Annotated in this window: 22 protein-coding genes; 6 read left to right on the forward strand and 16 right to left on the reverse strand. The window is 67.8% G+C overall.

From position 1 onward, the window contains the following. Positions 1 to 67 precede the first annotated feature (67 nt). Together AC1RIF_RS16835 and AC1RIF_RS16840 are read left to right on the forward strand one after the other, a co-directional pair. A complete protein-coding gene (locus AC1RIF_RS16835) occupies positions 68 to 1,324 on the forward strand; it encodes a Mur ligase family protein (protein ID WP_492602504.1) in 1,257 nt (418 codons plus the stop codon). Beyond that, complete coding sequence (locus tag AC1RIF_RS16840; protein ID WP_492602505.1) at positions 1,317 to 2,030, forward strand: type 1 glutamine amidotransferase; 714 nt, start codon at positions 1,317 to 1,319, stop codon at positions 2,028 to 2,030. The genes AC1RIF_RS16835 and AC1RIF_RS16840 overlap by 8 nt, the downstream gene beginning before the upstream one ends. Positions 2,031 to 2,332: 302 nt before the next feature. On the opposite strand, the gene AC1RIF_RS16845 is transcribed toward AC1RIF_RS16840, so the two are convergent. The 14 genes from AC1RIF_RS16845 to AC1RIF_RS16910 all read right to left on the reverse strand — a co-directional run bounded on the left by AC1RIF_RS16845 (position 2,333) and on the right by AC1RIF_RS16910 (position 16,841). Next, on the reverse strand, positions 2,333 to 3,526 hold the full coding sequence (locus AC1RIF_RS16845; RefSeq protein WP_492602506.1) for a PrsW family intramembrane metalloprotease: 1,194 nt from the start codon (positions 3,524 to 3,526) through the stop codon (positions 2,333 to 2,335). After that, complete coding sequence (locus tag AC1RIF_RS16850) at positions 3,523 to 4,197, reverse strand: hypothetical protein (protein ID WP_492602507.1); 675 nt, start codon at positions 4,195 to 4,197, stop codon at positions 3,523 to 3,525. Before AC1RIF_RS16850 ends, AC1RIF_RS16845 begins: the two co-directional genes overlap by 4 nt. 114 nt (positions 4,198 to 4,311) lie before the next feature. Further along, on the reverse strand, positions 4,312 to 5,214 hold the full coding sequence (locus AC1RIF_RS16855) for an oxygenase MpaB family protein (protein WP_492602508.1): 903 nt from the start codon (positions 5,212 to 5,214) through the stop codon (positions 4,312 to 4,314). 22 nt (positions 5,215 to 5,236) lie between these two features. Continuing rightward, positions 5,237 to 5,827, reverse strand: a complete 591-nt coding sequence (locus AC1RIF_RS16860; RefSeq protein ID WP_492602509.1) for an Rv1363c family protein — start codon at positions 5,825 to 5,827, stop codon at positions 5,237 to 5,239. Then, the gene (locus tag AC1RIF_RS16865; protein ID WP_492602510.1) at positions 5,814 to 7,034 is read right to left on the reverse strand and encodes an MlaD family protein; all 1,221 of its coding nucleotides are present in this window, start codon (positions 7,032 to 7,034) and stop codon (positions 5,814 to 5,816) included. The genes AC1RIF_RS16860 and AC1RIF_RS16865 overlap by 14 nt, the downstream gene beginning before the upstream one ends. Continuing rightward, positions 7,031 to 8,068, reverse strand: coding sequence for an MCE family protein (locus AC1RIF_RS16870; RefSeq protein WP_492602511.1), 1,038 nt, complete (start codon positions 8,066 to 8,068; stop codon positions 7,031 to 7,033). The genes AC1RIF_RS16865 and AC1RIF_RS16870 overlap by 4 nt, the downstream gene beginning before the upstream one ends. Beyond that, entirely contained in the window at positions 8,068 to 9,183 is a 1,116-nt protein-coding gene (locus tag AC1RIF_RS16875; RefSeq protein WP_492602512.1) for an MCE family protein, read from the reverse strand. The genes AC1RIF_RS16870 and AC1RIF_RS16875 overlap by 1 nt, the downstream gene beginning before the upstream one ends. Beyond that, positions 9,180 to 10,247 (reverse strand): MCE family protein, encoded by a 1,068-nt coding sequence (locus AC1RIF_RS16880; protein ID WP_492602767.1) that lies wholly within the window; start codon positions 10,245 to 10,247, stop codon positions 9,180 to 9,182. Before AC1RIF_RS16880 ends, AC1RIF_RS16875 begins: the two co-directional genes overlap by 4 nt. Next, positions 10,247 to 11,287: an MCE family protein gene (locus AC1RIF_RS16885; protein ID WP_492602513.1), complete on the reverse strand. Its 1,041-nt coding sequence runs from the start codon at positions 11,285 to 11,287 to the stop codon at positions 10,247 to 10,249. Before AC1RIF_RS16885 ends, AC1RIF_RS16880 begins: the two co-directional genes overlap by 1 nt. Continuing rightward, entirely contained in the window at positions 11,284 to 12,480 is a 1,197-nt protein-coding gene (locus AC1RIF_RS16890; protein ID WP_492602514.1) for an MCE family protein, read from the reverse strand. The genes AC1RIF_RS16885 and AC1RIF_RS16890 overlap by 4 nt, the downstream gene beginning before the upstream one ends. Position 12,481: 1 nt before the next feature. Beyond that, a complete protein-coding gene (locus AC1RIF_RS16895) occupies positions 12,482 to 13,339 on the reverse strand; it encodes an MlaE family ABC transporter permease (RefSeq protein ID WP_492602515.1) in 858 nt (285 codons plus the stop codon). Further along, a complete protein-coding gene (locus AC1RIF_RS16900) occupies positions 13,339 to 14,148 on the reverse strand; it encodes an MlaE family ABC transporter permease (RefSeq protein ID WP_492602516.1) in 810 nt (269 codons plus the stop codon). Before AC1RIF_RS16900 ends, AC1RIF_RS16895 begins: the two co-directional genes overlap by 1 nt. Positions 14,149 to 14,205: 57 nt before the next feature. Beyond that, a complete protein-coding gene (gene fadD5, locus AC1RIF_RS16905) occupies positions 14,206 to 15,801 on the reverse strand; it encodes a fatty-acid--CoA ligase FadD5 (protein ID WP_492602517.1) in 1,596 nt (531 codons plus the stop codon). Positions 15,802 to 16,061: 260 nt separating this feature from the next. Beyond that, positions 16,062 to 16,841: an enoyl-CoA hydratase-related protein gene (locus AC1RIF_RS16910; RefSeq protein ID WP_492602518.1), complete on the reverse strand. Its 780-nt coding sequence runs from the start codon at positions 16,839 to 16,841 to the stop codon at positions 16,062 to 16,064. Between the two features lie 269 nt (positions 16,842 to 17,110). Here AC1RIF_RS16910 and AC1RIF_RS16915 point away from each other — a divergent pair, with 269 nt between their 5' ends. From AC1RIF_RS16915 to AC1RIF_RS16925, 3 genes are read left to right on the forward strand one after another with little or no spacing between them, the layout of a single operon-like run. Continuing rightward, a complete protein-coding gene (locus AC1RIF_RS16915; RefSeq protein ID WP_492602519.1) occupies positions 17,111 to 18,370 on the forward strand; it encodes a TetR/AcrR family transcriptional regulator in 1,260 nt (419 codons plus the stop codon). Next, the gene (locus tag AC1RIF_RS16920) at positions 18,367 to 19,500 is read left to right on the forward strand and encodes an NAD(P)-dependent alcohol dehydrogenase (protein ID WP_492602520.1); all 1,134 of its coding nucleotides are present in this window, start codon (positions 18,367 to 18,369) and stop codon (positions 19,498 to 19,500) included. Before AC1RIF_RS16915 ends, AC1RIF_RS16920 begins: the two co-directional genes overlap by 4 nt. Further along, entirely contained in the window at positions 19,497 to 19,973 is a 477-nt protein-coding gene (locus AC1RIF_RS16925; RefSeq protein WP_492602521.1) for a DUF4334 domain-containing protein, read from the forward strand. Before AC1RIF_RS16920 ends, AC1RIF_RS16925 begins: the two co-directional genes overlap by 4 nt. Positions 19,974 to 19,986: 13 nt before the next feature. Here the strand turns inward: AC1RIF_RS16925 and AC1RIF_RS16930 are convergent, their stop codons facing one another. After that, positions 19,987 to 21,093, reverse strand: coding sequence for a DUF3089 domain-containing protein (locus AC1RIF_RS16930; protein WP_492602768.1), 1,107 nt, complete (start codon positions 21,091 to 21,093; stop codon positions 19,987 to 19,989). 221 nt (positions 21,094 to 21,314) lie between these two features. On the opposite strand from AC1RIF_RS16930, the gene AC1RIF_RS16935 reads away from it, so the two are divergent. Next, positions 21,315 to 21,785 carry a MarR family winged helix-turn-helix transcriptional regulator gene (locus AC1RIF_RS16935; protein WP_492602522.1) on the forward strand — a complete coding sequence of 157 codons (471 nt, stop codon included), beginning with the start codon at positions 21,315 to 21,317 and terminating at the stop codon, positions 21,783 to 21,785. A 5-nt stretch (positions 21,786 to 21,790) separates the two neighbouring features. On the opposite strand, the gene AC1RIF_RS16940 is transcribed toward AC1RIF_RS16935, so the two are convergent. Next, positions 21,791 to 22,735 (reverse strand): LysR family transcriptional regulator, encoded by a 945-nt coding sequence (locus AC1RIF_RS16940; RefSeq protein WP_492602523.1) that lies wholly within the window; start codon positions 22,733 to 22,735, stop codon positions 21,791 to 21,793. Between the last annotated feature and the right edge of the window lie 112 nt (positions 22,736 to 22,847).

Genomic DNA, 22,847 nt, shown 5'->3' on the forward strand with positions numbered 1-22,847 from the left:
ACCGTTTCCGGGGCGGCGGGCCCGGCACCGGGCGGCGTCCCCGATCGGCCTGTGGAAAACTCGGCACGTGGGAACTAGTACTCGGATCAGTCTGCGCGGACGCCTCGCCCTGCGTGCCGCGGCCGCTGCGGCCTGGGCGTCGCAGAAGGCCGGACGCGGCAAGGGCTCGATGATCGGCGGCCTGATCGCGCTGAAGATCGACCCGACCCTGATGGAGCAACTGGGCCGCGGACGCCGCAGCGTGGTGATCACCGGCACCAACGGCAAGTCCACCACCACCCGGATGACCGCCGCCGCGCTCGCGACGCTCGACGAGGTCGCCACACAGGCCGACGGCGCCAACATGGACGCCGGCATCGTCGCCGCCCTGACCGCCCGCGTGAACGCCCCGCTCGCTGCCCTCGAGGTGGACGAGCTGCACGTTCCGCACGTGTCCGACGCCGTGAACCCCGAGGTCGTGGTGCTGCTCAACCTGAGCCGCGACCAGCTGGACCGGGTCGGCGAGATCAACATGATCGAGCGGAAGCTGCGGGCCGGGCTCGAGCGGCATCCCGACGCGATCGTGGTCGCGAACTGTGACGACGTGCTGGTCACGTCCGTCGCCTACGACTGCAAGAACGTGATCTGGGTGGCCGCCGGCAGCGGGTGGGCCAGCGATTCGGTCAGCTGCCCGCGCACCGGTGAGCCGATCGTGTGGGACGGCCCGAACTGGCGCAGCACCGGCTCCGACTTCGCGCGTCCGACGCCGGACTGGTGGCTCGACGACGACAACCTGTACGGCCCCGACGGGCTGGTGCTGCCGATGAAGCTGACGCTGCCGGGCCGGGCGAACCGGGGCAACGCGGCGCAGGCCGTGGCCGCGGCCGTCGCGATGGGCGCGAAGGCCGAGGACGCCGTCGCCGCCGCGTCGATCGTCGAGGAGGTCGCCGGCCGGTACAGCACCGTCCAGGTGGGCGCGCACTCCGTGCACATGCTGCTGGCGAAGAACCCGGCCGGTTGGCAGGAGGCGCTGTCGATGATCGACCACAGTGTCGACGGCCTCGTCATCGCCGTCAACGGCCAGGTGCCCGACGGCGAGGACCTGTCGTGGCTGTGGGACGTGCGTTTCGAGCACTTCGAGGGTGTGCAGGTGGTGGCCGCCGGTGAGCGCGGTACCGACCTTGCGGTCCGCCTGACGTATGCCGGCGTGGAACACACGCTCGAGCCGGACCCGTTGAAGGCGATCGCGTCGTGCCCGCCCGGTCGGGTCGAGGTGCTGGCCAACTACACGGCGTTCCGTGACCTCAACACCGCGATCGCGAAGGAGAACAGCCGCGATGTCTGAGTCGACGGTCCGCATCGGCCTGGTCCTGCCCGACGTCATGGGCACGTACGGCGACGGCGGCAACGCCCTGATCCTGCGGCAGCGCCTGCGCATGCGCGGGTACGACGCCGAGATCGTCGACATCACGCTCAGCGATCCGGTGCCCGACTCGCTGGACCTCTACACCCTCGGTGGCGCGGAGGACTCGGCGCAGCGCCTCGCGACCCGGCACCTCAACACCTATCCGGGTCTGCAGCGCGCCGCCGACCGCGGCGCCCCCGTGCTCGCGATCTGCGCGGCGATCCAGGTGCTCGGGCACTGGTACGAGACGTCGGCCGGCGAGCGCATCGACGGCGTCTCGATGCTCGACGCCACCACCACCCCCCAGGCCACACGCTCGATCGGCGAGGTCATCACCACGCCGCTGATCGAGGGTCTGACCTCTCCCCTGTCGGGATTCGAGAACCACCGCGGCGGAACGACTCTCGGAGCCGACGCCAAGCCCGTGGGACGGGTGACGCACGGCGTGGGCAACGGCGTCGGCGACGGACTCGAAGGCGTCACGCAGGGTTCGGTGATCGGCACGTACATGCACGGTCCGGTGCTGGCGCGGAACCCCGAGCTGGCCGACCTGCTGCTGAAGCGCGCCCTCGGGGTGGACGAGTTGGCGCCGCTGGACCTGCCCGAGGTGGATCAGTTGCGCCGTGAACGGTTGCGGGTGCGCTGAACCGGCCGGATCCGAAAAGGCCCCGAACAGGGGTGTGGCCGGGAATGCTCTCACACCCTCGGCCGCATCTCTGTTTCACGAGACTTTCACCGTTACCGATTACTTACTCGATCCGCACTACTGATACTACGCGCGGACGGGGCCTCCGCAATGCCCCGAACTGGGAAAACTCAATTGTGACTATTACCCGGATTGTGTGACCGGACCGTCATCCGCGGAGACCGCAGTCCGTCCGGACCCGCGCGCTCCTGGATTGCAGTCGGGAGCACGCGGGACCGTGACGGCCGTTTCCGGGAGCGGAACTACGGGCGCGAGGGAGGGGCGCCGGCCCGGATCCGCCGAACCTCGGACCGAGCGAACTCGACTCGCCCGGAGTCATTTCCACGTGAACCCGCCAGTTCGTCCGCGAGGTCCCGCGCGGCCTCGAGCACGAATCCGGCACGTCTCCGTTCGTGGTGGCCCGCGGGGGACTTCCGAAATGCCCTGCGCACCTTCCCGTCACCGCACATCGCCTCCAGTTCGGCGTCGGTGATCACACCGTTCGCCGCCTCGGGCGCCATGATGCGCCGCAGGTACTCACGCTCACGCGGAACCGTCATCCTGAAGACCCGCACGACGATGTACAGCCCGACGAGGATCATCACCACGATCATCGCCAGTATCAGGACACCGTTGCCTCGGGCGATCGCCCCGGACGAATCCCACAGACCGTGCAGCACCATCGCGCACGCCATCAACGCCAGTCCCCGCCCCGCCCGGCGCGGCTCGCCAGGACGACCCATCAGATAGACCAGTCCGGCGCAGAAGATCGCGCTGTAGAGGATGTGCGCGGTGACTCCGGTGGCCATGCGCATCCACACGGTCGACATCGCGGCCTCCACCTGGTTGGCCCCGAACTGCGACCCGGCGGAGCTCAATGCGTAGGCAACATCTTCGATCAGCTGGAATCCCAGGCCCAGGAACGCACCGAGGATGAACCCGTCGAAGGCGGTGCGCACCAGACGCGGCGCCAACGAAATGAGCAGTAGCAGACCGATCCCCTTGGCGATCTCCTCGGTGAAGGGCGCGGCGAGGCCGGCACCCCAGTCGAGGGACCAGGCCTGCCCGAAGACCTTGGCGTACAGGGATCGCAGGGCATCGTTGGCGTTGGCCGCCATCACCCACGTCGCGGCGAATCCGCCCCACAGGAACGCGACGACGATCAGCTTGATCGGCTGGCGGGCGTACCTGTCGATGTGCCGGGTGAACCACCAGAACACCGCCCCGTAGACGGTGAACGAGACGACCGCGACGGCGATTGCCCGGCCGTAAGCGCCGGATGCGCTGGCGAGCATCGAGAAGAAGGTGAAGGTTCCGCTGGTGACCAACAGCAGGTACACCCAGAAGGCCGCGTTGCGTGGCTGGTAGAACGTGAACGACCGACCCCAGCCGGAGTTGTCGATCGCCGTGACGCGAGCCTGTTCCAGGTCGTCGATCGTCGTCTCGATGGTGCTCATACACCTTCCCCCTGCCTGTGACTGATGCTGGAGATCATGTGTCCGATGTCCGAGGACGCATCGGACTCGACCTCTGCGGGCCCCACGGCTACGACCTCGACACCGAGCCCGTCGAACACGAACGCCGCGATGACGCCGTCGGACGCCGTACCCGAGTACCTCGCGAGCACGCCGCGACTGCCGTCCGCGGTGGTGATGTCGACCGGGTCGCCGGCGACCTGGAACCCGTTGGCGCTGTTCAGCGCCGCGGCAGTCTGCCTGATCTGGTCGAGGAGCCCCGCCGCATCCCCGGAGAAGGGCGCGGTGCGAACCGAGAAGGAGACGTCCCCGTCCACAACTGTCGCGTCGGAAGGATACGACCCGGAAGCCGGTTTGTCCCCGACCCGCACGCCGGACGTGATGCCCCAGTCAGCGGAGGGAACGAACGTCACGCCACCATCGACCTCCATCACATCGCCCGCGGCGACCCGGTCGCCGTAGGGGACGGCGTCGTCGATGGCGGGCAGGACCGTGCCCATGATGATCACGAAGGCAAGGACGACCAATGTCGGAACGATCGTCCTGCGGTCGAGGCCCAACCATCGCCGATCGACGGGAACCCATCGATCGTCGGGCTCGAAGTAGTCGGTTGCGGCGCCGCTGGGCTTCGCCGGTGACTGTGTCTCGGTCAAACGTTCACCCTCTGTTCCGGTATTGCGGGCATGACTCCTCGAATCAAACCCGACGAATGCGCCGCGCACCACGCGAAACACCAGAAGGTGACAATTCCGGCCCGGTGTGGCGACTTACACGAGGCTCTTCCCGGACCGGATTCGGCGCTGCAGGTCACGCATCAGGACCCGGCTCGGCAGATGCCGCACGAACCGGGGGACGAAGCGGTTGACGAACGCGACGAAGATGAACAGATGCTCGAACCGACGTCGATCGTCCTCGCTCCATTCCAGACCGAGTTGCTCCCGGAACAACGGGGCCAGGAAGCCCGTGGTGAGGAACTTCAGCAGGTTGCCGAACACCAGTCGCAGCGGCCACGACACCATCCGCAGTCCGATCAGATCGGTGAGGTAGGCGCGGACGGTCTCGTCGATCGCAACCCGCTCGCAGGCGATGTTCCAGTACCGGTCGAAGTCGGCGCGGGTGGCCGGCCACATGTCGTCGGTGACCTGCAACGTGGTGCCGAGGGTCGCCGACGACCGATAGAACTCCTCGGCCTGTTCGGGCGTCATCCGCCCGTGCAGCAACTGGTGCGTGTCCTCGAAGCCGATGAACAGGCAGGCCGCCACCCACAACTGCAGTTCCCGGTGAAAGGCGTTGTAGGGCACCGGACTGGTCTCGTCGGATCGTACGTACCGGTGCGCGCCGTTCACCGCCTCCCGGTAGGCGCGACGCTCGCTCTCGGTGCCGAGGATCGCGACCGACAGATACGTGAACGTGGTGCGGGCACGCTTCCACGGATGCTTGACGAGGCTGCCGGACTCGACCTTGCTCTCCGCCACACCGTGCCCCACCTCCGGCCACGACAACTGCATCACGACGTTCGCGGCACCGCCGGCGAACGACCAGAAGTCGAGCGCGTCGGAGATCCGGGCCGGGCGCCCTCGCCGGCGCGGTGCCGTCGCAATACGGATCCGGGTGCGCTCGTTTGTCAGCCGCGGCTCGGTGCCCGCGAGGTCGAGGTAGTTGATCGGCATGGGATTCCTCCGCTCCTCGTCGCTACCTGGTCTCGACGTTGTCGACGATCCAGCGGTCACCGTCCCGCTCGAGCATCACGACCATCCGGTACTTCTGCGACTTGCCTTCGGGAGCAATCACATTCTTCGCCTCCTGGTCGACGAAGGCCAGCACCACCGCGTTCGAATCGTCGAGACTCTGGACACCGATGTTCGTGACGGTGGCCGTCGCCTGCCCTTGACCGTCGGTGACGAGTGTCCGCAGCGCGTCGACCATCTCGTCGTACTTGCCGGTGAACTCGGGCGTCGACATGCCCGCGATCTTGTCGCGGTTCGCGTCCAGGTTCTGATAGTCGAACGACGCCATCGTCTGCGCGTAGTCGCGGGTGGTGTCGACCGCCTCCGCGCGCATCGCATCGCGCTGCCGCTGCTCCCACCACTGCCAGCCCGCCACCGCGCCGAGGACGACGGCCAGCGCCGCGAGGATCGTGACGGGGACGATCCCGAACCGGCGCCGGTCGGTGGACGACGACTCGCTCACCCCCGCGACCGCATCCGGCGCCGGCTGACGCATCGTGGTGACCGCCCCGGCGGTCCCGGTGTCGTCGCCGTTGTCCGGCTCATCGTTCGCCATCTCCGAGCTCCTCCAGCAGTCGGTTCCATTGGTCGAGCGCCTCGACCCCGGTGGGGACGAGGATCGGGTCCTGCACCATCGGCGGGCCGATGACCGTGCCCGGTGTGGTCGCGTTCAGTAGTCCGAGATCGTCGGGGCGCGGCGCCGTTCGCGATCCTCGCTGCGCGATGTCGGGTCCGGGTGGGCAGTACAGCGTGAGGTTCGGCGTGGTGGGCGTGAGATCGCCGACGGCACGCCGAGTCGTGTCGTAGTTGCACACGGGGCCCTGCGTCGCGACGAGCGCGAACTCCGCTCTGTCGCCCTTGACGATCGACTCGAGCTTGCCGAGCCCCCGGGGAATCTCGTCGAGTCCGGCGGCCAGCGCGTTCCGTCTGTCGGAGATGACCGGGGTGACGGTCGCGAGATTCGCCAGCAGGTCACCGAAGGTGCCGTGGTAGCGGTCGAACAGTTCCCGGGTGCGGGTGAGCGCCTCGGGCGAACGGTCGACCAGGTACACCAGGACCGGCCGGTTGGCGTCGAGCTGCCCGCTGAAGGTGCGGGCCGCACCCATCCCGCGGACGAACGCGTCGGAGCCCACGGCCATCGTCCCCACCAGGCTGGCGGTGCGCGTGAGCAGCGAGCGCAATTCGGGTGCCTGCCGCTCGAGTAGCACGCTGAGCCGATCGCCGTCGTCGATGAGTCCCGTCAGACTCGGCCCGAGTCCCTCGAAGGAGGCGCCCAACTCGGTGCCGAGCGTGCTGACTGACTCGGGGTCGATGCTGCCGAGGAGCCTCGCGGCGTCACCCATCAGTCGATCCATCTGGACCGGCTGCTGGTCCTGCGGCGCGGCGAGGGTGTCGCCGTCCTCCAGATACGGTCCGGCGTCGGTGTTCGGGAAGATGTCGACGTTCTGGATGCCGGCGACGGTCCCCATCCCGACCTTCGCGATGCTGTCCCTAGGGATCCGGGTTCCCGGATCGAGGTCGAATTCGACACGCGCACCGCCATGTTCGTCGTCGAGTCCCACCGAGGCGACCTTCCCGATCTGTACGCCGCGGTATGTGACGCTCGTTCCCGCGGTGAGCCCGAGCGCGTCGGACATGTTCGCGTGCAGTCGGATCGGATCACCGAAGGCGCGCGACCCGGCCACATACGCGATGCCGAACGGCACGACCACCGCGGCAGTGAGTGCGAACAGGATCAGCTGAACCAGCACGACCCGCCTCATCCGATACCTCCCGACAGCAGCGACTGCAGCGACCCGGCCTCGGGCGGCAGTGCAGCCGTCCCGCCGGTGAGCAGGTTCTCGATGCTCGCCGGGATGTCGAGGGTGCCGTCGAACATCAGGTAGTCGCCCTTGGCGGCACGGTCGAAGTTCCCGAGGAAGCTGTTCATGTTCGCGAGGGTCTCGCCGATGCGGGAGTTGTACGAACGCAGCGACGCCACCACCGTCGCCGCGTCGCCGATCACGGCATCGAGACCGGTCGACGAACCAGATGTCACGAAGTCCACGTGTTCGGCCAGTCGCGCGCTGGAATCGAGCAGGGACGCGATGCGATCACGCTGTCCCGCCAGGATGTTCACCGTCTCGGGTGCGATGTCGAGGAACCCGTCGATGACGTCCTGCTGTGCCACCAGCTCGCGTGAGATGTCCGCGGCGAGATCGGTCGCGGCGTCGAATTCCTGCTGGTGCTCCGTGGCCGACCCGGTGAGGGCGGTGACGGTGTCGAGCAGGTTCCGCACCTGCTGGGGGCGACCGTCGAAGGCGGCGTTCAGTTCACCGATCACGGTCTGCAACTGATCGAACCCGCTACCGGTCAGGACCGCACCCAGGGTGGCCAGCACGGTCTCGATCTGCGGCCCGATCTCGGTGCGGGACAGGACGATCACATCGCCGTCGGAAAGGGTGCCGCCGGAGGGTTGCTCGGGCGCCCGGAGACGGACGAACGGGCTGCCCAGCGCGGACGGCAACTCCACCGCCACCTCGACGTTGTCGGGGAGCTCGACCGACGACGTCAGGCTCAGGTCCACGACCGCCCCGACGGTGTCGGTGGACAGGTGCGCGACCCGGCCGATCACGCGCTGACCGTGACGGACGTCGGCGCCGAGGAGCAACCCGTCGGCGTGTGCAAGCTGGACGCTCACTGTGTAGTTGTCGCCGGGCACGGACCGGCCCAACGGTAGATCCTGGATTCCGGCACCGCAGCCGGCGGTGGCCAGGGCTCCGGCGAGCGCGATCGTCAGAACTCCCCGGCGCCGCATCAGTTCCCCCCGGCCGGCGCGGCCCCGCCCGACAGCAGGGTCGCCAGCCCCAACGGGTCGGACGCGCTGATCGGAAACGAGATCGGATTGGTGAATCCGGCGCCCGTGCACAGCGGCATCGGGTACTGCTCGCACAGGGGTTGCGCCACCGCGAACTGGGTGAGGGCAGTGGAAATGTTGAGCCGGATCCGGCCGCGGTCGTCGGGTCCGACGGTGTTCGACAGATTCTGCATCAGCAGCGGAACCAGGTCCATGAACTCGGCCAGACCCGGCCGATTCGCGGCGAGCGCGTCACCGAGAGCCGACATGTTCTGCGAAATCGCACCCACGTCGTCGCCGTGTTCGGCGGTGAAGCGATCGATCTGGTCGAAGACGGTCGCCAGATCCTGCAACGGCTGGGAGATGTCGAGGTCCTGCGCCGCCCATTCGTCGCCGAGCGCTGCGAGGTCGGACACCAGCGCGTCGAGGCTCACCTGCCGTTCGTCGAGTTGGACCACGAGCGTGTTCAGGTTCTCGACCACGGCCCCGATGTCCTCGCTGCGTGCACCCACGACACCCGTTGCAGCGCCTAGGTTCCGGACGGCACGGTTGAAGTCGTCGCCGCGGCCGTCCAGACCGGTCGCCGCCTGAGACAGCAGTGCGCCCGCGTTGCCACCGTCCGGCCCCAGCGCGTCGGTGAGAGTGCTGAGGCTGCCCATAAGTCCGTCGAAGTCGATGGGCGCATGGCTGCGCTCGAGCGGTATCTCCGCGCCGTCCTCGAGGGTCGGGCCGCCCCGATGGACCGGGCCGAATTCGAGGTGCCGATCGCTGATCACCGACGGGTTCAGCACGTAGGCGTGGGCGTCCGCCGGCAGGTCGACGGTGTCGGTCACCGATGCCGTCACCCGGACGTGGGTCCCCAGTGGTTCCACCGCGGTGACCGTGCCGACCGGCACCCCGAGCACGGTGACGTTGCTGCCCGGGTAGAGGCCGTTGACGTACGCGAAGTCGACGTACACGGTCTTCGTGCGATCGGTCGCCGCGAACACGAACCAGCCGCCGGCCGCGACGGCGATCACCAGGGCCGCGGCGAGCACGACGCGGCCGGTGGTCCTCAGATGTGTCGGGCTGCTCATCGGCACCCCTGCATCACGCCGAGCGCGCACAGCATGTTGTCGGGGACCACGGCTGCGGGGGCTGTGACGTCGGTCCACGATCCGTTACCCGTCGCGTCGGTGGCCGCGCGCAGTGCCCGCGGCAGCCGCGTGAGGATCAGGTCGATGTGGTCGGCGTTGCGCTGCAACGTATCGGTCACCTCGACCAGGTTCGTGGTCATCTGTCCGAACTCCTCCTCGTGTTCGACGTAGGTGGTCGCCAGGGTCGAGAGCACGGAACGCAGGTTCTCCACCAGTCGGGTGAGCACCTCCTTGCGCACCGCGAGCGTGCGGACGATGGTCTGTGCGTTCGCCACCGTCGTGGTCAGCGAATCACTCTGCCGGACCGCGAGATCGGACAGCGACCGCGACATCGCCAGCAGTTGGTCGATCTGCTCGGCGTTCTGTGAGACCACCGCGGAGGCTCCACTGATGCCCGCGAGAGCCTTGCCGAGCTGCTCGGGATCGTCCGGCATCACGTCGGACAGCGTCGTCAGCATCGCTTCCAGCGCCTTCACGTCGATCTGCGCCGACGCCTCGGTGGCGTCCCGGCTGACGTCGTCGAGGCTGTACGGCACGGTGGTCCGGGCAAGCGGGATGACGTTCGCCGCCGTCGCGTCGGACACGCCCTCGTCGACGATCCCTGCGGGCACCACCTCGAGATACCGCTTGCCGAGGACCGTCTTCAGCCGCACGGTGGCGGTGGTCCGGTTCCCGAGTGGTTGCCCGTTGTCGAGCCGGAAGTCCACACGCACATGATCGCCCGCGAGGTCGATGCCCTCGACACGTCCGGCGGGCACGCCCGCGACGTAGACCGGGTCGCCGCCGGACAGACCGCTGGCGTTGGCCAGTTCGGCCGTGTAGGGGCTGGTCCGGGCCAGATACCACACCTTGGGGATGCCGATCGCCGCCGCGAGGCCGGCCACCAACAGCACGATCCCGACGGTGCCCAGCGCCAGGGGACTGCCCACACCCGGGCGGCGCTCGCCGCGGAAGAGGAACAGCCACATCCCGACGACGACGTCGATGATCCTGACCAGGAACATCATCGGCACACCTCCGAGTGGGTCGTGCCGAAGATGTCAGCCTCCACGTCGCCGACCTTCAGGACGAAGTTGCACAGGTAGAGGCTGACGAATCCGCCGTAGCCGCTGATCCGGTTCACCCCGTCCGCGAACTGGGGCATCTGCGCGACGAACCGCTCGAACGCACCGGTGTCGGCGATCCAGGCATCGGTGACCGACGTCAGGTCGGTGATCGAACTGCCGAACGCGCCCTGCGACCGAGACAGTGCCTCCGCGAGCGATGCCACGGCCCGATTCCCGTTGTCCAGCAGTGCTGCCAGTCGGTCGTTGCTGCCGGCCACCGAGGTGCTGAGATCACGCAGACCGGTGACGAGTTCCTCGAGTTGCGGTTGCCGCGCGTCGACCGACCCCATCAGGGTGGTCATGTTCGACATCAGTTCCTCGAAAACTCCCCGGCGGTTCGCGAGATCGGCAGTGAGCGAGCCGATCCGGTCGAGCAGCGTCGCGACGGTCGATCCACGGCCGTCGAAGGTCTCCACGAATCCGCGGGTCAGCGTGTTGACCTCAGCGGGCTCGAGCGCGTCGAACAGCGGCGCGAATCCGTTCATGAGCGCGGTGAGGTCGACCGGTGGAGTGGTCCGTTCGAGTGGGACGACGCCGCCGGGCTCCAGTGCCTGCGGCGGCCCGCCCGCCGCGGCCGCGTTACTCGGGGGTGGCGTGAGCGCGAGGTACCGGGCACCGAGCATGTCGCCGTACCGCACGGCCGCGGTGACGTTCCGGTCGAGCGGGTGGTCCGACGACACCTCGATCCCGACGACGGCCTTGCTGGTACCACCACCCGCGTCGGCGAACTCGATGGAGTCGACCCGGCCTACCCGCACACCGGACATCGTCACGGCGTTGCCCTCGCCCAGACCCTCGACATCGGTGAACTCGACGGTGTATCTCTCGGTGGCGCCGCGCACCGGAACCGACAGCGTGTTCGCGACCAACGAGGCACACGCGACACCCACCGCGCAGAAGCCGATCACCTTCACGAGCGGAACCCAGGCCACCTTCATCGGATCTGCACCTCGGTTCCCCGCACCAGCGGCCCCAGCATCAGCGTGGACACCGGACTCGGCGCCGGCCCCGAATCCGCTGCCGCGCCGAGTAACCGGTCCTGTAGGACCTGCAGCGCCTGCTGCTCCTCGACGGCGCCGTCGACGCCGACGGGCCCACATGCCCCCGACAGCGCGCCGTAGGCGGGGCAGTCCGCGGCCGTGTAGGGCATGGGATCGGTGAACGTCGGCACGGCGGTGATGTCGAAGTGCCCGGTGGAGAACACCCGGGCACCGGCCGCACCGAAGGTCCGCGCCCCCTCCAGCGTGTCGACCAGACCGGACGGATCCGCCGCGGTGGTCGCCATGATCACTCCGGCCGAATCGAGCACCGTGACGATCCGGTCGCGCTGCTCGCCGAGGAATCCGGCCATGACCGGAGCGAAACTCGCTGCTGCTCCGAGGGTCTCGGACAGCGCATCCGCGTTGTCGACCAGGCTGCCGGACACGGACGTCGCCGACGCCAGCGTCGCGACCACGTCCGGGGTCGCGACGTCCAACGCCTGCAACACCGTCCGGAACTCGGGGGTCGCATCGAGGAAGGTCTCAACGGCCGGGGTGAGCGTCCGCGACGCATTGTCCAACCGGTCGACGATCCGCCCCACCGTCTCGCCGCGGCCGTCCAGTGCCTGCGCCAGCGCCGACAAGGCCACCTGCATCTTCTGCGGCTGCATCCGGTCCAGGATGTCCACGAGCCGGGTGTAGACCTCGTACAGCGCCACCGCATCCGGTCCGGTGTCGAGGCGCAGTTCGTCGCCGTCGGACAGGCTCGCCTCCGACCCCGGCGGCGTCGCCGCCGGATCGTCGACGAGTTGGATGTAGATGTCCCCGAAGAAGGTGCGGGGCACCACCCGTGCCGTGACGGTGGCGGGGATCGATCCGATGGCGCCGGCGTCGATCTGCAGGCGGACGATCGACGACTCGGTGCCCGACTCGATCCCCGAGATGCGGCCGATGTTGACCCCGCTGTAACGGACCGGCGCCTCTCCGTTGACGAGTCCCGCCGACGCCGGAATCGCGACCATCACCTCCGGGTCCCGTTGCAGCTGACCGGATCCCCGCAACACCATAGCCGTGCCGGCGACCACCGCGACCAGCACGGCGATGACGCCGCGCACGAGGAAGGCCGTCCGGCGGCGGTTGTACACGTCCACGTCAGACCCCCATTCCAGGGATCGTGGGTACCAGGCCCCACAGCGCGAACGTCATGAGCACGTCGAGGATGCCGATCGCGAGGATCGCGGTCCGGAGGGCGCGCCCGGCGGCCTGCCCCACCCCGGCGGGACCACCCGACGCGAAGTAACCGTACGAGCAGTGCACGAGGGCGACGACGCCCGCGAACACGATGGCTTTGACCGCCGAGTACACGAGATCGGTCGGCGACAGCGCCAGATGGAAGAAGTAGTCGTAGGTGCCCGACGACGCCCCGCCCCAGAACACGATCACCAGTCGCGTCGACAGGTAGCTGGCGAGCAGTCCGATCATGAAGATCGGCAGGACGCACACCATCGCGGCCAGCACCCGGGTGCCGGCGAGGAACGGGATCGACCGCACCGCCATCGAGTCGAGGGCGTCGATCTCGTCGGAGATCCGCATTGCGCCCAGTTGCGCGGTGAATCCGGTTCCCACCTTCGCGGCCAGGGCGATCGCGACCACTACCGGCGCGAGTTCGCGGGTGTTCGCGATGGCCGAGAGCATTCCCGAAAGTGTTGTCATCCCGATCAGTTCGAGTCCGCGATGCGTCTCGACGCCCAGCATCATCGCGGCCGCGAGGGACATCGCGAACACGATTCCGATGGTCCCGCCGCCCGCCAGGACCGAGTTGGTGCCGAAGCTGACCTCGCTGATCTGCGTGAGAACGTGTTTGCGGTACCGCGTCGCGGCGTACGGCAGCGAGACGAGGGTTCGGTAGAAGAACGTGACATGGCGGCCCACGTCGGCGAGACCATCGAGGACGGCGGATACCGGCCGGGCCGCCCGGCGTAATCGCACTCTGGTGTCGAAGCCGACCATCAGTACGCCCCTACCGCCGGGACGATCACCGTGTACAGCGCCGACAGCGCGGTGTTCACGATGAACACGAGCGCGAAGGCGATCACCACGGCCTCGTTGACGGCGTCGGCCACACCCCGGGGCCCGCCCTTGGCGTGCAAACCCTTGAAGGTGGCCACCAGTGTCGAGGTGAGCGCGAAGATGGCGGCCTTCACGAGGGCCATCACGAAGTCCGACATGCGGCCGTACTGGCTGAAGGTCGCCATGAACGTTCCGGCCGGCAGGTGCTGGACGTAGATGTGATAGAGGTAGCAGGCCATCACGCCGCCGAAGGTGACCATCGCGCACAGCGCGAGCGACACCACGGCGGCCGCGATCAGGCGGGGCGCGACGAGTCGCTCGAGCACGTCGATCCCCATGACCTCCATCGCGTCGATCTCTTCGCGAATCTTCCTCGAGCCCAGGTCGGTACAGATCGCCGAGCCGGCCACCCCGGCCATCATGAGCGCGCACACCAGCGCCGAGGCCTGCCCCACGATGATGAATGCCACCACCGCACCGGAGTAGCCGCCGGCACCGATCCTCCCCGCCAGTTCACCGACCGACACGGCGACGAACACACCGATCGGAATCATCAACAGCAGCGACGGACCGGTGCTCACCCGACCGATGAACAGTGTCTGACTCACCGTCTCACCGAGCGACAACCTCCCCCGCAGCACCGCCCGCGCCAGCGCGACGAGGGCCTGCACGGAGAAGCCGATGAGGTAACCGCCCTGGAGCGCGACGTCCTGCATCGGCCCCTTCGCGGTGGGTAACTCGTAGCTCATTCGCCGGCCCTCCCCAGTTCCGTGTCGAACCCGAGGCCCCTGCGGCCTCCTCCGCGGTCAGCCCTGCACGACGGCCGTCCCACCCCGCAGATCGCCCTTGACGACCTTGCCACTCGCATTGCGCGGCAGGGCTTCCACGCACACCACTGCCTTCGGATGCTTGTAGCGGGCCAACTGCTCGTCGAGGAACGGCTGCAGTTCGGCGAGCGTGAGACTTCCGCCGGCTTCCGGACGCAGCGCGACCACCGCCACCGGAATCTCACCCCACTTGGGGTCCGGCCGGCCGATCACGGCCGCCTCCAGGATCTTCGGGTGCGCGAACAGCGCGTTCTCCACCTCGGCGCAGTAGATGTTCTCGCCGCCGGAGATGATCATGTCCTTCTTGCGATCGACCACGTAGACGAAGCCCTCGTCGTCCATGCGCACCAGATCTCCCGAGTGGAACCACCCGCCGTGGAACGCATCCGCCGTGGCGGCCGGGTTCCGCCAGTACTCGAGCATCATCGTCGGACCCCGGTAGACGATCTCGCCGACCGCACCGGGTGCGACGTCGTTCATGTCGTCGTCCACGACCCGGGCCTGGACGGTCGGGATCACCCGCCCCACCGACCCCAGCTTGCGGAGTGCGTCCTCGCCGTCGAGCACGCACGTGATCGGCGACATCTCGGTCTGCCCGAACACCGCGACGTTCGACGCATCCGGGAAGGTTTCGGCCATCGCCCGGAGCACGGTGTCCGATGCGGGGGCTGCACCCCAGGAAATACCGCGCAGCTTCAACTTTCGCGGCTGCGCCTGCTGCACCGCACACACGGCCTGCCACTGGACCGGCACCAGGAACAGCGTGGTGACCTGCTCCTCCTCGAGAACGTCGAGCAGCGTGTTGGGGTCGAACGCGCCGACCGGGTAGATCACGGTGGTCAGGCCCAGCATGAGGCTCGGAGCCATCGAACCCAGCGCCGCGATGTGGAACATCGGCGACGCACAGAACCCGATGTCGTCGGCGCGGTTCAACTGGAAGGCGCGAATGCAGGTGAGGGCCTGGGCCTCCATGTTGCTGTGCGTGAGCACTGCACCCTTGGGACGCCCAGTGGTGCCCGACGTGTACATGATGAGCGCCGGGGTGTCGTCCGGAATATCCTGCACGGCACGATGTTCCCCGCCCTCGGTCACGAGATCCTCGTACCCGAGCACACCTCCTTCCGAGCCGGCGCCGACCGTGACGGCCAACTGCAGCCCACCGGTCTCCGCCCGGACCGCGGCGGCGAGTGGCGCCAACGTCGTATCGGTGATCACGGCATCGGCGCCGCTGTCCCGGACCAGGTACGCGACCTCGGGGACGGTCATGCGGAAGTTCACCGGCACCGCGATCGCGCCGAGCGCATTGGTGGCGAGCACCGCCTCGAGGTACTCCGGGCGATTCAGCATGAGGATCAGGACCCTGTCCCCGAAGCCGACGCCACGACGCGACAGCGCGTCCGCGAGCCGTTCGACCCGATCGTGCAGCGCCGACCACGTGATCGAGGCGCCCTGGAAACGCAGCGCCTCGCGCTCCGGGATCATGCGGGCGTGGCGCGCAACCTGGTTGTTCCAGTTGGTGCGACGGGACCGTTGCGCCTCGAGCGAGGCGGCGGGCACAGCAGCGGAAGTGACCATCGAGGGTTCCTCTCGTGCGTGGCGGGTCCTCCCGACCTGACCGGACCCGTGGTTCGATGTGAGGCAGATTACATGTTATGAGCGGTTTCGGTGAGCAACTTTGTTAATCGATATTCTCGGTTTGCTCTGGAGTGTGTCGGCGCGGTCGGTCGCGCCCGCACAACCATCTGGAATGGCCGTTCACCAGCATTGATCGGACGATCGTCCGCCAGCATCCACAGCCGGACAGTCGGTGGAGAAGTGGACGCAGATTCCACTCTTCAGGGGAACCGGGGACGTCGCTTCTGCAGCATCGCGGCAGCCCCCTCGGCGAAGTCCGCCGACGCGAGAAGCTCCGACTGACCGACCTTCTCCCGTTCGAGTGCGCCGTCCAAAGCGGCCAGTGTGCCCGCCGCGAGCGCTCTCTTGGTGAGTTCGAGCGCGCGGCGCGGCCCCGACGCCAGCCGGGCTGCGACAGCGCGGGCGTGCGCCACGAGCTCGTCGTCCGGCAGCGTGCGCGACACCAGGCCCAACCGGTCGGCATCGGCTGCGGGCACCCGCTCACCGAGCAGTGCCATCTCTGCGGCCTTCGCCCGGCCGATCGCGGCCGGGACCAGCACGCTCGATCCCCCGTCCGGCATCAGCCCGATACCGACGAACGAGAGCAGGAAGTACGCGCTGTCCGCCGCGTACGTGAGGTCGGCGGCGAGCGCCATCGAGACCCCGATCCCCGCGGCCGGCCCGTTGACCGCCGCGACGACCGGAACCGGGACCTCGACGATGGCTCGGATCGCCTCGTTGGCGACATCCATGACGATCGCGGGATCCGCCGGATCCGACACGGTCGCAGCCAGATCCGCACCCGTGCAGAACGCGCTACCGGCACCTGTGATCAGAATCGAGCGGACGCCGGGATCACTGCCGGCGGCACGGATGGCGGCACCGAGGTCGCGCATCGTAGGCATGTCGACGGCGTTCATCCGTTCGGGCCGCGCGATGGTCAGTTCCAGGACCGAATCGCGCAGTTCCCGCTGCAGCCCGCTGCCCGTCGTCGTGGTCATACCCGAACCCCTTCCTCTGCCGTATCCGTGAGCCGGCCCCGGAGGAAACGGGGGTACCGACACGAACGGTGAAGCATCCAGCCATGTGGACCGAACCCGAGCGGTGCAAGAATCGGCGCTAACTTTCGCGACGCCCAGCCCTTTTGTCAACCCCTCCCGTACTGGCGAATCAACTTGACGGACCGGGAAATCCGGTTTCGAATCTACAGATATCGAGACTCACCTGTGAGCTATGCTTCGGCCACCAGTCCCACTCGTGAGGAGGTTCGGTGGCGGAAAGGACGAGGACCGGGACTCGCGCGGGGCGCATTCGAATCGACCTGCAGCACAACGCTACCGGGGAGACCAGACGCAGGCCGAAGAACCGGAAGGCGCAGATCGCCGCGGTGGCCGCGGAGGCATTCAGCGAGCGCGGCTACCACAGTGTCAGTATCGACGAGATCGCCTCGACGGTCGGCATTTCCGGACCGGCGCTCTACCGCCACTTCCCCAACAAGTACGCATTGTTCCTGCACGCCGCCACCGGCCTGGCGACGGCGCTCGAGGACGCCATCGTGGAGGACGCGAACGTGATCGCGCCGAGCGCGGCCGAGCGTCTCGACCAGCAGATCCTGGCCGCCATCCGCACCACCGTCGCCAACAGGCGGACCGCCGGCCTCTACCGCTGGGAGAGCCGCTATCTCGAGTCCCGCGACCGCGAGTGCATCCGCGGCACCATCGTGACCGTCAATCGGAGGATCGGCGCGACACTCGAGGAGACCCGCCCGGGCCTCGACCGGCGGGACAACCTTCAGATCTGTGTCGCCGTACTCAGTGTCATCGGCAGCATCACCGTCCACCGTTCGGCGCTCCCGCAGAAGCGGATGGAACGTCTACTCCTCGACGCCTGCCACTCGGTCGCCGCGACCACGCTCCCCGCCGAAGAACCGTCACAGCTAGGCCCCACGGTGGGTGGAATCCCGTTGTCCAACAAGCGGGAAGTCCTGCTCCACGAGGCCATCCTGTTGTTCCACGACCATGGGTACCACGAGGTGAGCATCGAGGAGATAGGTCACGCTGCGGGCATCAACGCGTCCGGCGTGTACCGCCACTTCGCGAGCAAGGCAGACCTGTTGGCCGCGGCGTTCCACCGCGCCGCAGACCGTCTCGCGGTCGCGGTGAGCACCGCGCTCGGCGATTCCACCACGCCACGGCAGGCCCTGCAGTCGCTCGTGGAGGTCTACGTGCGTCTCTCGTTCGCGCAATCCGAGCTGATGAGCGTGTACTTCGCCGAGATCGGAAGTCTGCCGGACGCGCAACGCACCGAACTGCGGAACACTCAGCGCCTCAACGTCGAGGAGTGGGCCCTCCTGCTCGGGGAAACCCGCACCGAACTCTCCACGGTCGAGTGCCGGTTCCTCGTCCATGCGGCACTGAGCCTGGTACTGGACGTCGGCCGGGTGATGCGCTTCGAGCCGACCGCAGCCAACGAGGCGCGGGTCCGCACACTCATGCTCGCGACGCTGCTCGGCGAGACGGCCGAAGCGTGAGCACCTCGGCGACCGCTGCCGTGCTGCGCACGCACGGACAGCCCTTCGGACTCGAGCCCGTCCGGGTGCCTCGCATCCGCGCCGACGAGGTGCTGGTGCGCGTCCACGGCGTGGGCATCTGCCACACCGACCTCACGGCCGCGGCGGGCGGCGTTCCGATCCCACTGCCTGCGGTGCTGGGGCACGAAGGGGCCGGGGTGGTCGAGGCCGTAGGTGACGACGTGACCGGCCTGGCGCCGGGCGACCCGGTGGTCCTCGGCTTCGACTCGTGTCGCACCTGCCGCAACTGCATGCGCGGGCGGCCCGCCTACTGCACGCACTTCGCGGCTCTCAACTACGGCGGCACGCGCGCCGACGGCAGTACCACCCTCACCGATGCCGACGGGTCTGCTCTGCACGGCAACTGGTTCGGGCAGTCGTCGATGTGTTCGTACGCCGTGACCTCCGCCCGCAACACGGTGCGATTGCCGCATGACGTACCCGTCGCACTCGCCGGCCCTCTCGGCTGCGGCCTGCAGACCGGGGCCGGGACCGTCCTCCACGTGCTCCGCCCCGGCCCCGGGGCGTCCCTCGCCGTGTTCGGTCTCGGTGCCGTCGGAATGGCGGCGGTCATGGCCGCACGCATCACCGGATGCGACAACGTCGTCGCGGTCGATCCCCTCCCCACGCGCCGGGCGCTGGCGCTCGAACTGGGCGCCACGACGGCGCTCTCCCCCGCCGACCACGACGACGTGGGCCGGGCGGTGCGCCACGCCGCGGGCGGCGGCGTCGACTTCGCGGTGGAGTCGGTCGGAACGGAGCCGGTTGTCCGTCAGGCGTTGTCGTCGTTGGGCACACCGGGAACGTGCGCGACGCTGGGCCTGCGGCCGGGCCGCAACCCGATCACGGTCGACCAGAGCCACCTGCTCGTGGGCCGCACCCTCACCGGCGTCATCGAGGGCGACGCCGACCCACTGACGTTCCTGCCGGCACTCGTGGACCTGTGGCGGCAGGGCAGATTCCCGGTCGAGAAGCTCGTGCGGACCTTTCCGATCGAAAGGATCGACGATGCCGTGGCTGCGGCGCGATCCGGCGAGGTGGTCAAGGCGGTACTCACCTTCACACCCGACGACACAGGAGATCGACCATGAGCGTGCACGACGACGTCACGGCGCTGCGAGCCCGCACCGATCGAATCGATCCGCGTGAACTCGACGCACTGTGGACCCGGCTGGAACCATGCCGGACCGCCGACCTCGTCGGATTCCGCTGGCGCGGTTTCGCATTCGATACCGGGCACCGCACCAGCCGCCTCCTGGAGCGGGCCCACTGGTACGGCAAGGCCTTCGCGAGTGCGACCGACGTCCAGCCCCTACTGTGTCGCGGCGACGACGGACAGCTGTTCTCCGACATCGGAACCGGGCACGGCGAGGCCAGCCTGTGGGAGGTGCGCTTCCGCGGCGAGGTCACCGCGACCATGGTCTACGACGGCATGCCGGTGTTCGATCACTTCAAGAAGGTCGACGACGACACCGTCATCGGCGTCATGAACGGCAAGGGCAAGCTCGTCTTCGACGGCGGCGAGCACTTCTGGTTCGGGCTGGAACGGGACGTGGCACTCTGACTCGCCCGCGCCGTCAGTGTGGCGCGGCCAGCCAAGAAGCGGTCTGCTGACCTGCAATGTCGACGAGTCGATCGAGCCCGTAGTTGATGTCGACGAGGTGGGTGTCGAACAGCGGCAATTCGTTGATCGGCTGGGGAACGATCATGTCGATGCGGTAGCGGTGGAACCCGTTCGTCTCGACGCATGCCCCGACACCCCGGCCTCGGCTCGTCGACCAGGTGGACGCCGAGGTGGGCTGCCTGTCGGGGAGAGTGGTGTAGTCCATCAGTACCGAGATGAATCCGAACGAGAACGGCGCGCTCGGAACGGTGACTCCGACCGGTTGCGCATCGCCGCTGAGAACCGCGGGATCCGTGCACGCCACCTGATACCCGGGACCGTTCGGCAGACCCGACCGCAGCGATAGGAGATCGAGCGAACTGTTGCCGAACAGTGAGGGCAGTCCGATCAGCTCGGTGGAGTACGCTGTCACACAACCCGACTCGCCGCGTCGGGTGCAGAGTGGAATGTTCGCGAAGTCGCCCCCGGTAGCGCTGCCCCGGGCAGTCGTGACGTTGCCGCCCATCAGGAACGCACCCACCATCCGGTTGCGGAGTTCCGGATTCGGGTCGACCTGGTCGCGAATGAGCTTGCGGAGCATCATTGTTCCCTGCGAATGCCCGATGAAGATGACACCACGCCCGTTGTTCTCGTGCGCGAGGTAGTCGTTCCAGGCGCCGAGGACATCGCTGTAGCCGAGCTCGAGTGGCCCGTCCAGGCCACCGAGTGCGATCGGCATGCCCGGCAGTGGGACCTGTCGGTACACCGGTGCGAACATCCGACAGATGCTCGAGAACCGGGCGGCCTGGAATCTCGCGATGGACTGCACCTCCGGCGACGCGACCGGGTCCGCATTCAGCGACACTTGATTGCTGACGGTCGGATACACATAGAAGCAGTCGACAGGCTTGTCCGACTCCGGCACCGGCTCGGGTGTCGCCACCTCACCCGTGAGCAGATCGGTCGAATCCTGCGGGATGTCGCAGGGGTCCGCGGTCATGGCCGGGTTGCACAGCCACTGAGTGCCCGCGCCCGTACCGGGCTGAGCCGCGGCCGGCGCCTCGGCTCCGACTGTCAGCATCGACACTGTGGTGAGCACTGCCGCGAGCGCGGAGGCCCATCGCACACGCACCCGTGTGCTACCTCTCGATGTTCGATTCCGCACCGTGCCCCACCCCTTATCGTTGCCAGTAGCCCCGTAGTGACCCCCGTCATAAAAATGATTTGTACTACCGATGATATGAAGTCCGCAAGGTTTTCCGTGGATGACGGCAGACCGCGAGGAGGAGGAGAAGTTACGTAATGGTCGAGCCCCTGGTCCCGGAACCGGTCGCGGCACATCCCGGCTGTGTGCTGATCAGGCTCGGACAAGTAGCCTTCCGGCTCACGGAGCACTGCTTGGCCCCGCTGGGCATGCGCACCCGCCACTACACCGCGCTGGCGGTACTGGGCGCAGAAGGCCCGCTCTCGCAGTTGGATCTGAGCCGTCGTAGTCGGATCGACCCCACCACGGTCGTCGCGGCGGTCGACCACTTGGAGGAGAACGAGCTGGCCACACGTACCCGCGACAAGTCCGATCGGCGCCGGTCCCTCGTGTCCCTGACCGAGAAGGGGCGGGAAGTACTGGCGGAAGCCGATTCACTTCTCGAAGCCCTCGGCCACGAGATGTTCGCCGATCTGGGCAGTGAGGAGTCGGGCGACCTCGCTCGCCTCCTGGGCGTCCTCGACGCGGGTGCCGCGCTTCCACGGATGTACGACGACATGCGCAGCTGACGAAGTCAGACCGCGCCCACGCTCTCGTACCCGACACCGAGATCCGGCACCGGCGCGGTTCCGAACCGCTGCGCGATCTTGTAGAGCAGGGCGTCCACCTTCGCCAGGATCGGTCGATGGTCGTTGGTGCGGCGAACCAGGGCCGACGGCATCGAGGGCAGATCAATGTCCACGAACTCGACGTTCGGTGTCCGGTAATAGTCGACGGCACGCTTCGTGATCATCAGGCAGCCCTCCCCCGCGCTGACCGCGGCGATCCCCTCGCGGATCGTGGTGATCGTCGGACCTGAGGCGATCGGTGTGCCGCTCGGCGTCATCCGGGGGAAGTGATAGTCCTGCCAACCGACATCGGTCGACTCTGGCGGAATCCGGCAGATGCTGAGGTCCGCGAGTTGCTCCGGGTCGACCAGCGTGCGCTCCGCGAGTTGATGCCCGGACGGGATGCACAGGACCCGCTGGTCTCGGAGGACGATGGGACCGCTGGTGAGCCCCGGGAGCCCGACCGGCAGCCGACAGAAGGCAAGATCGACATCGCCGTCGGCCAACGCCGCGAAGTGCGTCCGGTAGTTCAGCTCGACGAACGAGAGCGCCAGCTCCGGGAACTCGTCCGCGAACTCGCGGACGAACGGCTGATGCAGCTCGTACAGCCCGCCACCGAGGAACCCGATGGTGAAGGGGATCTTGTCACCGCTGTTCATGGCCCGGCAGCGATCGACCGCTGACACCAGTTCCAGGTAGGCGGGTTCGAGCGATTCGAGAGCGGTGCGACCGAAATCGGTCAGCTCGACCCTGCGACTACTCCTGTCGAAGAGTTTGCCGCCGAGATGGTCCTCGAGATTCCGAATCGACTCGGAGAGCGTGGACTGGCCGATGAAGAGGGTGGCAGCCGCCCTGCCGAAGTGCAGTTCCTTCGACAGTGCAAAGAAGCAGTCGAGCCATCGCAGGTTCACGCCGTGCTCCACCTTCAATCGGGTCAGCCGATAGATCGATCGGATATTGCTCGTTGATCCGTGAGCCGGACCACCGATAGCGTCCTGCATACAGACAGAAGCTCCGATAATA

This window comes from Prescottella sp. GW823-FHT02E09, assembly GCF_058797375.1.